We start from the raw sequence: 10,459 nt of genomic DNA, 5'->3' as shown, positions 1-10,459 counted from the left end.
TATAGTTCTGGTTCTTTCCTCTTAGATATTAATATTTGCTTTGATTTATACATATAGTTAAACCTCTTGATACCTCTTTGTTTCTATAGTGTAATTGTACCATTATCACAAGCGGACGTAAAGGAGAAAAAGAACATATGTTCAAAAAGAAAAATCAACCTTATTACGCGAATCGGCACTCGTGTTTTCTTCTTCAATATCATCTTGTTCTGGTTACAAAATACCGAAAACCAGTCTTGACTGGTCCAGTAAAAAACTATGTCTACAAGTTGATTGAAGATATTTGCACGGAGCGAGGTTATAATATCTTAGAGTTAAATGGAGAGGCTGACCATCTACATCTACTTTTTGAAGCGACTCCAGGAATGGCGCCTACAGAATTTGTAAATGTGCTAAAAACCAAGACAGCAAGATTTGCCAGGCGAGATTATCCTACAGAAGTAGGGAGGTTTTACTGGAAACCTTACTTTTGGTCGAGTAGTTATTTTGTTGCTACTGTTAGCGAGCAAAGCCTCTCTCTAGTACAAGAATATATTAAAAATCAGTAGCATTCACCCACGCCCATGCAAGTTTTATGGACGTGGTACTCTGCTTAAATTTATAGATTTGCCTGGCGATAGACGGTATCCTTTTCATCGCAGCTGACAATACAACTGGCATTTTTTAGTAATAGCGTTCCTTTTTTGATCATGAAAGCCTTCTCCTCTGTCTTTCTACATCTATTTATTATACGGCGTGCCCGAAAGCGGCAAATTATACTGAAAGCCTAGCCCCAACTTTTCATAAGCACCAGCAATAGCCGGGGCTGTGGGGATTGAGGTAATCTCACCGATGCCAATCGCTCCATACGCGCCTTCTACTCCCTCTTTTTCAATAATAATCGAGGTAATCGGTGGGACTTTATCGGCCCGAAAGAGACCCAGCGTTCCGTACTTAGCTTTTGGTTCGCCCTTTTCGAGAGGATACTTCTCCGTCAGAGCGTATCCCATACCCATTACTACGCCGCCCTCAATCTGCCCCTCTACATTCAGAGGATTAATTGCTTTTCCTACGGCGTGAGCGGCCACCATCTCTTTTACCGTTCCATCCTCATTTAGTACACACATTTGGGTTCCGTACCCATAAGCCACATGAGAAACTGGATTGGGCACATCCGCTCCCATAGGATCGGTTTTTGCCAGATATTCGCCTAAGAACTCCTGACCTTCTAGGTCCGCTAACTCTTTTCCTGCTAGCGCTTCTAGAAGCTTTGACGCTGCTCGTCTAGTGGCCTCACCGGTCACTAAGGTCTGCCGCGATCCGGACGTAGTCCCTGCATCTGGAGCCTGGCTGGTATTTGGTAAGCAGTACCTGATATGCGACCCTGGAATACCGGTAGTCTCCGAAAGAATCTGTACCAGCACCGTTCCTAATCCTTGACCGATACAAGAAGCACCGGCATGGATCTGCACTTTACCGTCTTTAACGAAAAGACGACACCGTCCCCAATCGGGGATGCCTACGCCTACACCCGCATTCTTCATTGCACAGGCTAAGCCTACATAAGGCTCCCGTTCGTATTGTTCCTTAACGGCTAATAAGGTCTCCACGATCGCCGTTGACTCATCGGCAATCTGGCCGTTCGGCAAGACTTCTCCTGGTCGTATCCCATTGCGATACCTGATTTCCCAAGGCGAAATTCCCACCTTCTGGGCCAATTGATTTAAATTCATCTCTGAGGCAAAGCACGTCTGGGTCACCCCGAAACCGCGGAAAGCACCGGCTGGTGGATTGTTGGTATAGACTGCTGTGCCTTCAATATCAATCGTCTGAAAATGATACGGTCCAGCCGCGTGAGTACAAGCTCTTTGTAGCACCGGTCCGCCAAGAGAAGCATAGGCTCCCGTATCAGAGATAACTTTCGCCTTTAAAGCCGTAATCTGTCCGTCCTCGTCACAAGCGGTGGTCATCTCGATATACATGGGATGGCGCTTCGGGTGAACTAAGAGACTTTCCTTTCTGGTTAACTTCACCTTAACGATTCTGCCTGTTAAGTATGCCAGCAAGGAGGCGTGGTGCTGAACGGCCATATCCTCTTTCCCGCCAAAGCCGCCACCTACAAGCTTGTTTTCCACAATCACCTTCTCCGGGTCAAGCCCTAGCATCAGCGCGCATTCGTGTCTCGTATCATACGTCCCTTGATCTGAAGAATAGATGAAAACGCCATCATCAAAGGGCATCGCTACCGCCGTCTCCGGCTCCAAGAAAGCATGCTCTGTCCACGGGGTTTCGTAGTAGTTGGTAACCTGATACCTAGAAGCGGCAATCACCTCATCAGCATTTCCTCTCTTAAGGTGCTCGTGGGCCAAGACGTTGCCTTCCTCGTGGACTTTAATATCGCTAGCAAGAGCCTCGCGAGGGTCAAACACCCCCTCTAGCACTTCATAATCAACCTGAATCAGCTTCTTCGCCTCTTCAACTACCTCCGGCGACTCTCCAGCGATTAGACAGATTGCATCCCCTAAGTAATGAGTAATCTTACCGACGGGAATCATTACATCCCAGTCCTTCTTTAAGTGACCAATTTTCACGCTTCCAGGAATATCCGCGGCCGTATAGACGCCAACGATTCCCGGCAGTTTCTCAGCTTCTGCAGTGTCAATTGCTAACACCTTAGCTCTCGGATACGCAGAACGAAGAGCACTTCCATAAATCATCCCCTCTAAATATAAATCATCTGTATAAATGCCCGTTCCCAGTACCTTTTCTCTCGCGTCTATCCTAGGTATTCTCTTTCCTACAGGCGCGGCGCCCACAAAGGTGCTCGTTCCTTCATCATCTTGTAGCAGCTTTGCCGCCAAAAGAATCCCATCAATAATTTTCTGATAGCCGGTACAGCGGCAGATGTTATTGCGAATTGCCGCTGCCGCCTCTAACCGCGTAGGCTCAGGGTTTTGGTCAAGCAGCGCTTTTGCGCTAATAACCATGCCCGGAATACAAAAGCCGCACTGTACCGCCCCCGCCTCTGCAAAGGCCCCGCTGTACACCTCCTGCTCCCACTCACTTAGTCCTTCTACGGTAGTAATCTCTTTACCTACCATCTTAGAAACCATCGGGATGCAAGCTCGCATCGTCTTGCCATCTACAATAATCGTACACGTTCCACACGCGCCCTCGCTACAACCGTCTTTGACCGAGGTTAGACCTAGATCATCACGGAGGTAGCGGATCAACTTCTTATCTTCCGTCGTTTCGTACTCTTTTCCATTTACTATTAAATGGTACATAGGCGCCTCCATCTTATTTAAAGTCTAATACATAGGCATAGTCATCAATCACTGCTTCCATTAAGTTCGCAATGGCCTCTGGTACAGCGGATGCTTCTCCCTTTTGCCAAGTGAATTCTTTGCCCAGAAGTCGTACCCTCGCCTGCTTAAGCTCCCGGTCAAGGACCACAAACCCTTGATTTTTACTGTCTTTCATGTGCTCTAGGTTGGCAAATAAAGTAAACTTATCCAGATAAGGAGAGCTTGCATAAGGACAAAAGCTGGCACAGTTTCCACATTCGTTACACATATAATCCACGTGAATCACCTGAGTTTTCTCCATTCCCGGAACCTGGATTGCCAGATTCGCCCGGTTAGGGCAGACCTGAACGCAGTTCTCACAGATAGCCTGACAGCTTAAGCAGCGTTTGCCATCCTGATCTTTCACCACTTCTTTTAGGACTCCTTGCTTCTCATAGGTCACTTGCTCATCCGCCGTTTCGCTCATATCCAGACAGACGTCAGCACCGACGATATCTTCGGCCACCTTTAGAGCATCCGCCATGCCGCTGACCACTAGAGCTGGACCCCGGCGACCATCACCGATAACGTATACTCCCTTTCTGCTACTTTCGTAGTTATCGCCTGTTCTAGCATAGCCTCTTTCATCGACTTCTAGTCCATTCTCTTTATAGAAGTCTGTTGGCACCTTCTCACCGACGGCGACAATAACTGTATCCGCCTGAACCGCTTCCGTGCCCTCACCTTCTACGCAGCAAGGACGACCAGAGCTATCGATATCGCCTAATTCCATAACCTTACAGAGAAGTTCTCCGCCTTCTAGCTTAACTGGAGCCAGAAGCTCCTTGAATTCTACGCCTTCTTCTCTAGCAAGTACTAGTTCATGCTCATCCGCTGGCATGTACCGTTTCGTCCGTCGATACACTAGGTAGACATTCTCTACACCTGGGCAGCGCTTCGCTGCTCGGGCAGTATCCATCGCGGTATTCCCGCCACCGATTACCACCACGTTTCGTCCAAGACTCACCTTACCGTCATTTTGATTATACGCCTCTAGGAAATCCAGAGCGTTTTTCGTTTCACAACCCTCTAAAGGAAGACTTCCCCGCTTATAGGCGCCGACTGCAAGAATGACTCGGTCAAAGTCTTTTTCTAGCTCGGCGACTTTCGGCGCTACTGTTCCTAAATGTAAGGTAACTCCTAGCTGTGTTAGTAGCTCGGCGTCTTTAGCAATCACTTTATCATCAATTCTAAAATTAGGAATCACCTGACTAACCACACCACCTAGGCGCTCCTTCTTTTCATATAATACCACTTCTGCACCAGACCGGGCTAGATAATAGGCAGCTGCCATTCCGGCAGGACCACCACCTACAATCGCTACTTTGTCTTTCGTCTGGGTGATGGCTTTCACCTCACCCTTCACTTTAGCAAAGGCGTTCTCAGCGCAAAGTAGCTTCGTATCGCGAATCTGTACCGGCGTTTCATAGAAATTCCGGGTACACCGGCTTTGACAATTATGATTACAAATAGTACCGGTGATAAAGGGTAGTGCATTGCGATTTAAAATGACTCGTAGTGCCTCCTCGTAGCGTCCTTCACCGGACAGCTTCATATAAGTTGCCACTTCCTGATTAATAGGACACCCTTCCTCACAAGGAGCCATGTAACAATCAATTAAAGGTACGTTCTCTTTCGACTTACGCGTTCCCGGAAGCTTCGCCGACTTCATATAGTGCTTATCGCTTCTAGCTGCTTCCGCTAGTGCCCGCAGCGCTTTTACATCAATACCGTTAAATTCTTTTATTCCTAAAGGCGCCACTAGATTCGCCATTTGGGTTAATCGCTGATAGCCGCCTGGCTTAAGAATCGTGGTTGCTACCGTAACTGGCCAGACACCACAGCTTACAATCTCTTTAATATTAAAGGCATCGGCTCCGCCAGCATAAGAGATACGTAAGCCACCGTCAAACTCCTCAGACAGCTTAGCAGCTAAGGAAATCGATAACGGAAAGAGGGATTTCCCTGACATATACATCTCTTCTGAAGGCAACTCGCCTGCTTTTACATCTACTGGGAAGGTATTGGTAATCTTAACGCCGAATTCAAGTCCTAACTCTCCAGATAACTTCATCAACCGCTTAAACATCGGTACCGCATCCTCATACTGAAGGTCGTCTTCAAAGTGGAAAGGACCAAAGGCGATATAATCATATCCTAGTTCATTCAGACGAGCTCTGGCGAAATCATAGCCCAGTAAGGTCGGGTTACATTTTACAAAGGTATGTAATCCTTTCTCTTCCAATAGATAGCATGCAATGCTTTCTATCTCCTCTGGCGGGCATCCGTGCAGGGTAGAAATAGTCGCCGAATTACAAATTTCACCTGGTACACTCTGGGCATCCTGGGCGGTAAAATTCGCAAACTCATCTGCGTACTTTAAGAGTACACTTTGACATTCCTTAAAGACGTCCGTGTTCTTGCCATCCTTCATATTGTCGATAAAGGTATTGATCTTCTCTGATTTGACCCCGGCCAAATCATATCCTACGCTGATGTTAAACTGAAAGCCATCCATCTCCCCAAGACCGTACTCCTTAGCCATAAACTTAAGGAGGAACCAGGCTTTAATATACTCATCTTGCGCCTGTGGCACGTATAGTTCCGTTGACCACTCACAGTTATACCCTTCATCATCCGCTTTGATACACGGTTTGTTGACGCAAGCGGCTAACTCAGCGCCGTCCATAATCTGCACCGTTTTCAGTTCAAAGAAACGGCTGCCTGCATAATAAGAAGCTACAATATTCTGTGCTAACTGACTATTTGGTCCGGCTGCTGGTCCGATTGGGGTTTCTAGGGGGCGACCAAAAATGTGCATCTCTTGGTCCTTAGAAGCCACGTAAGCCTTATGCAAACCAAAAACCGTCTGTTTTTCTTTATGCTCTTTTCGTACCCAGTTAAGCAATTGCTCAAAGGGCATACAACTCATTATATCACTCATCAATCCTTCCTCCTCTTAGCCATTAATGCTTTTCCATAGTTTCGCCGATTCTTCTCGGCACTTCGCCATCGCCTGTTCAGCGTCTATTACCGTAATCTCCCGGTCTTTCATCAGTATCTTACCATTACCAATCGTCGTCACCACATCATGGCCCATCATTCCGAAGAGAATATGACTATTGATGTTATTTTCATCCATCTGCGTCGGTGGGTCGTAGTCCACGACGATGACATCTGCTGCCGCTCCTGGCTTTAGTACGCCTAAAGGCTTTTTAAAATAGCGACCGGCAATCTTGGCGTTGTTTTCAAAAAGCATAGTGGGCACTTCTCCCCAGGCCGCGTTCGGATCGCAGAGATGATGCTTATGCAGCACATTAGCCACCTTATAAGACTCAATCATGTCATGAGTATAACCATCGGTACCCAGACCTGTTAAGATTCCTCGCTTCACTAATTCCATCGTCGGTGGGCAGCCACAAGCATTTCCCATATTTGACTCAGGATTATGAACCACCATCGTCTTAGTATCCTTAATCAACTCCATCTCGTGACCATTAATATAGATACAGTGAGCCAGTAAAGACTTGTCTCCTAAGATATTAAAGTCCATTAAGCGATCCACAATTCGCTTTCCGTACTTACGAAGACAGTCGTGTAAGTCCTCAATGCCTTCTGCCACGTGAATGTGATACCCTACTTCTGCTGGCTTATGAGCTGCCGCTAGCTCCATAGTCTCATCAGAAATCGTAAACTGAGCATGCATTCCCATCATCCCGGCGAGCATATCCGAATCGTCGGCTAAAGCGTATTTAATGAAGTTCTCATTCTCCATAACTGCTTCTTTCGCCTTATCCTTGCCATCCCTGTCGGACACCTCATAGCATAGACACGACCGCATTCCTAGTTCTTTAGAAGCTTCGGCGATCTTAAAAAGGCTATCGGTAATCGCGCCATAGCTGGCATGGTGATCAAAAATCGTGGTTACTCCGCTTTTAATACAACCAATCATGGTATCAACTGCGCTGTACTTAGTCTGATTAAGACTTAAATGGCGGTCGATTGTCCACCACTGTCCGTCGAGAATATCGAGAAATCCTTTCGGATTATGTCCCTTAATACTAAGCCCTCTAGCAAATGCACTGTAAATATGTTCATGGGTATTGATAAATGCCGGCATAATCACACCACCCTTAGCATCGATAAAATCCGCCTCTGGATATTTGCTCTTCATATCCCCAGTCTTTCCAAGAGCTAATATTTCCGTTCCGCTAATTACTACTGCTCCGTCCTTTTCATAGGGAAATTCCTTATCTCTGGTAAATAATTTACCGTTTCCAACTATTAACATAGCTAGCCTCCTCTTCTACTTTTGTTTTCGTTCGCCCTACTTTATTCGTATATTTTTAACAAATATACATATGATTATTCTTATTTTATCATCATTTCGCTCATGTTTCAATGGATTTTAATAATTTTTTCTCATATTGATAAAATTTTATACCTCTCCCTAAATTTTTTTTAGCTTTCCTAAATTTTTTTGTATTTTTCTATTGATTTTTGATTTCTTTCTGCTATGATGAGCTTAAGAGGATCGTAAAAACTAAAGGAGGAAAAGATACGATGATCAAATGGACCAGTAACAATATGCCGGCAAGCGAGGACCTACAAGTCGCTCATATGTCCACCGGGGAAATGGAAAAAGCGATTCAGTTTCACAAAAGCTTTCCCCAGTACACGGTTACCCCGTTAACACCCTTAACGAACTTAGCCAAATACTTAGGCCTTGATAGACTCTATGTAAAGGATGAATCCTTCCGTTTTGGCCTAAACGCTTTTAAAGTACTCGGCGGTTCTTACGCCATAGCCCGTTATATTGCCGATCATCTCGGTAAGGATATCAGCGAAGTACCCTATCATGTACTAACTTCTGATAAGCTCCGAGAAGACTTTGGGCAAGCTACATTCTTTACCGCCACGGATGGCAACCACGGACGCGGCGTCGCCTGGGCAGCTAATAAGCTAGGCCAGAAGTGTGTAGTAAGAATGCCAAAAGGAACTACCAAAACCCGCTTAGAGAATATTGCTAAAGAAAATGCCACCGTAACTATTGAAGATTTGAACTATGACGACTGTGTGCGGATGGCTGCCGAAGAAGCTGCCGCTTCCGACTACGGCGTAATGGTGCAAGACACTGCTTGGGAGGGATACGAAGAAATTCCTACTTGGATTATGCAAGGTTACGGAACCTTGGCTCTCGAAGCAGATGAACAGCTTACAAGCGATGGTGCCAGACCGACCCATATTTTTATTCAGGCCGGTGTAGGTTCGCTAGCAGGTGCCGTAATCGGCTACTTCGCTAATCGCTTTAAGGAAAATCCCCCGGTTATGGTAGTCGTAGAAGCTGGCGCCGCCGATTGCCTCTATCAATCAGCGGTAAAAGCAGATGGCTCTACCATCGATGTAACCGGCGATATGCTTACCATTATGGCAGGACTTGCCTGTGGGGAAGCCAACACCGTCTCTTGGGATATATTAAGGAACCACGCTGACGCCTTCGTCTCTTGCCCTGACTGGGTTAGTGCTAACGGCTCACGGATCTACGGTGCTCCTTTAAGAGGCGACGAGCAAGTAATCTCTGGTGAATCAGGATCTGTAACCCTAGGACTTCTACATGCCATTATGACGAGACCAGAACACCAAGAACTAAAAGATACTTTAAAACTAGATGCCGCATCGCAAGTCCTGTTGGTTTCTTCCGAAGGAGATACCGACCCAGAGCGTTACCACGAAATTGTGTGGGAAGGTTTATGTGGCACCGACAAGCAACCATTTGCAGACATTCAATAAGAGGAGGGAAATGAAATGTTAGATTACAACAAAATTAAAGAAGCTGCCCAGAGTCACGAAAAGGCAATGATCGCTTTCCTGCGAGACATCGTAAAAGATCCAGGTGAAAGCTGTGATGAAAAAGCACATATCGATACTATCGCTGCCGAAATGAAAAAACTGAACTTTGACGAAGTTACTATTGATCCTCAAGGTAACGTTATCGGCTACATGGGTGATGGCGATAAGATAATCGCTTACGATGCCCACATTGATACGGTAGGTATCGGTAACTTGGCTAACTGGGATTTTGATCCTTATAAAGGTTATGAAAACGAAACAGAAATCGGCGGTCGTGGCGTTTCTGATCAATGTGGCGGAATCGTCTCTGCTGTTTACGGAGCAAGAATCATGAAGGATTTAGATTTAATTCCGGAAGGCTGCAAAATCATGGTTGTTGGTACCGTTCAAGAAGAAGATTGCGACGGCTTATGTTGGCAGTATATCATCCGCGAAGACAAGATTCGCCCTGAATTCGTAGTTTCTACCGAACCTACAGACGGTGGTATTTATAGAGGACATCGTGGACGAATGGAAATCCGGGTGGATGTACAAGGTATCTCTTGTCATGGTTCCGCACCAGAGCGTGGTGATAATGCCATCTATAAAATGGCAGACATTCTCCAAGACGTACGCTCTCTAAACGAAAACGACGATGCCGATGATAAGGAAATCAAAGGACTCGTTAAAATGCTTAATCCTAAATACAATAAGGGTTACGAAGAAGCTAGATTCCTTGGAAAAGGTACCATTACCGCTTCGGAGATCTTCTACACTTCTCCTAGCCGCTGTGCTGTTGCCGACTCCTGTTCCGTCTCTTTAGATAGAAGAATGACCTTTGGTGAAACTTGGGAAAGCTGTCTCGATGAGATTCGTGAATTACCAAATGTAAAAAAATACGGCGATGACGTAAAAGTATCCATGTACCATTACGATCGTCCTTCTTATACTGGCTGTGTCTACGAAATCGAATGTTACTTCCCAACCTGGGCGATTCCCGAAGATCATCCAGTAACCCAGTCCTTAATAGCTGCTCACACCTCGCTTTACGGCGATAAGAGAATTGGCGCCGAGGCTGTTACCAAAGAAAGAGAAGCAAGACCACTAACAGACAAATGGACCTTCTCAACCAACGGTGTCACCATTATGGGACGTAATAATATTCCATGCATCGGTTTTGGACCAGGAGCAGAAGCTCAGGCGCACGCCCCTAACGAAATCACTTGGAAAAAGGACCTTGTAACTTGTGCAGCTGTCTACGCAGCCCTACCTTATAACTATTTCAATAAATAAGCATAAAGGAG

General features: G+C 46.0%; 6 protein-coding genes. 3 read left to right on the top strand and 3 right to left on the bottom strand.

What is annotated here, in order from left to right:
• Positions 1 to 137: 137 nt before the first annotated feature.
• On the top strand, positions 138 to 548 hold the full coding sequence (gene tnpA, locus NHH16_RS13045; protein ID WP_262070049.1) for an IS200/IS605 family transposase: 411 nt from the start codon (positions 138 to 140) through the stop codon (positions 546 to 548).
• A 171-nt stretch (positions 549 to 719) separates the two neighbouring features.
• Here the strand turns inward: tnpA and xdh are convergent, their stop codons facing one another.
• The 3 genes from xdh to ssnA are packed head-to-tail and all read right to left on the bottom strand — an operon-like array spanning position 720 to position 7,617.
• Positions 720 to 3,266 (bottom strand): selenium-dependent xanthine dehydrogenase, encoded by a 2,547-nt coding sequence (gene xdh / locus NHH16_RS13040; protein ID WP_262070048.1) that lies wholly within the window; start codon positions 3,264 to 3,266, stop codon positions 720 to 722.
• Positions 3,267 to 3,279: 13 nt separating this feature from the next.
• A complete protein-coding gene (gene ygfK, locus NHH16_RS13035; RefSeq protein WP_262070047.1) occupies positions 3,280 to 6,270 on the bottom strand; it encodes a putative selenate reductase subunit YgfK in 2,991 nt (996 codons plus the stop codon).
• Between the two features lie 15 nt (positions 6,271 to 6,285).
• Positions 6,286 to 7,617 carry a putative aminohydrolase SsnA gene (gene ssnA / locus NHH16_RS13030; protein ID WP_262070046.1) on the bottom strand — a complete coding sequence of 444 codons (1,332 nt, stop codon included), beginning with the start codon at positions 7,615 to 7,617 and terminating at the stop codon, positions 6,286 to 6,288.
• A 272-nt stretch (positions 7,618 to 7,889) separates the two neighbouring features.
• On the opposite strand from ssnA, the gene dpaL reads away from it, so the two are divergent.
• Complete coding sequence (gene dpaL / locus NHH16_RS13025) at positions 7,890 to 9,116, top strand: diaminopropionate ammonia-lyase (RefSeq protein WP_262070045.1); 1,227 nt, start codon at positions 7,890 to 7,892, stop codon at positions 9,114 to 9,116.
• Between the two features lie 15 nt (positions 9,117 to 9,131).
• A complete protein-coding gene (locus tag NHH16_RS13020) occupies positions 9,132 to 10,448 on the top strand; it encodes a YgeY family selenium metabolism-linked hydrolase (RefSeq protein ID WP_262070044.1) in 1,317 nt (438 codons plus the stop codon).
• Positions 10,449 to 10,459: the final 11 nt, after the last annotated feature.

The organism is Ohessyouella blattaphilus (genome assembly GCF_024721265.1).
Classification (GTDB): domain Bacteria; phylum Bacillota; class Clostridia; order Lachnospirales; family Lachnospiraceae; genus Aequitasia; species Aequitasia blattaphilus_A.
This window is presented reverse-complemented; position numbering and strand designations above follow the sequence as displayed.

Excerpts from the sequence above, each read along its gene's own strand:
- ygfK (WP_262070047.1), bottom strand. The coding sequence starts at position 6,270 with ATGAGTGATATAATGAGTTGTATGCCCTTTGAGCAATTGCTTAACTGG.
- NHH16_RS13020 (WP_262070044.1), top strand. The coding sequence starts at position 9,132 with ATGTTAGATTACAACAAAATTAAAGAAGCTGCCCAGAGTCACGAAAAG.
- xdh (WP_262070048.1), bottom strand. The coding sequence starts at position 3,266 with ATGTACCATTTAATAGTAAATGGAAAAGAGTACGAAACGACGGAAGAT.
- ssnA (WP_262070046.1), bottom strand. The coding sequence starts at position 7,617 with ATGTTAATAGTTGGAAACGGTAAATTATTTACCAGAGATAAGGAATTT.
- dpaL (WP_262070045.1), top strand. The coding sequence starts at position 7,890 with ATGATCAAATGGACCAGTAACAATATGCCGGCAAGCGAGGACCTACAA.
- tnpA (WP_262070049.1), top strand. The coding sequence starts at position 138 with ATGTTCAAAAAGAAAAATCAACCTTATTACGCGAATCGGCACTCGTGT.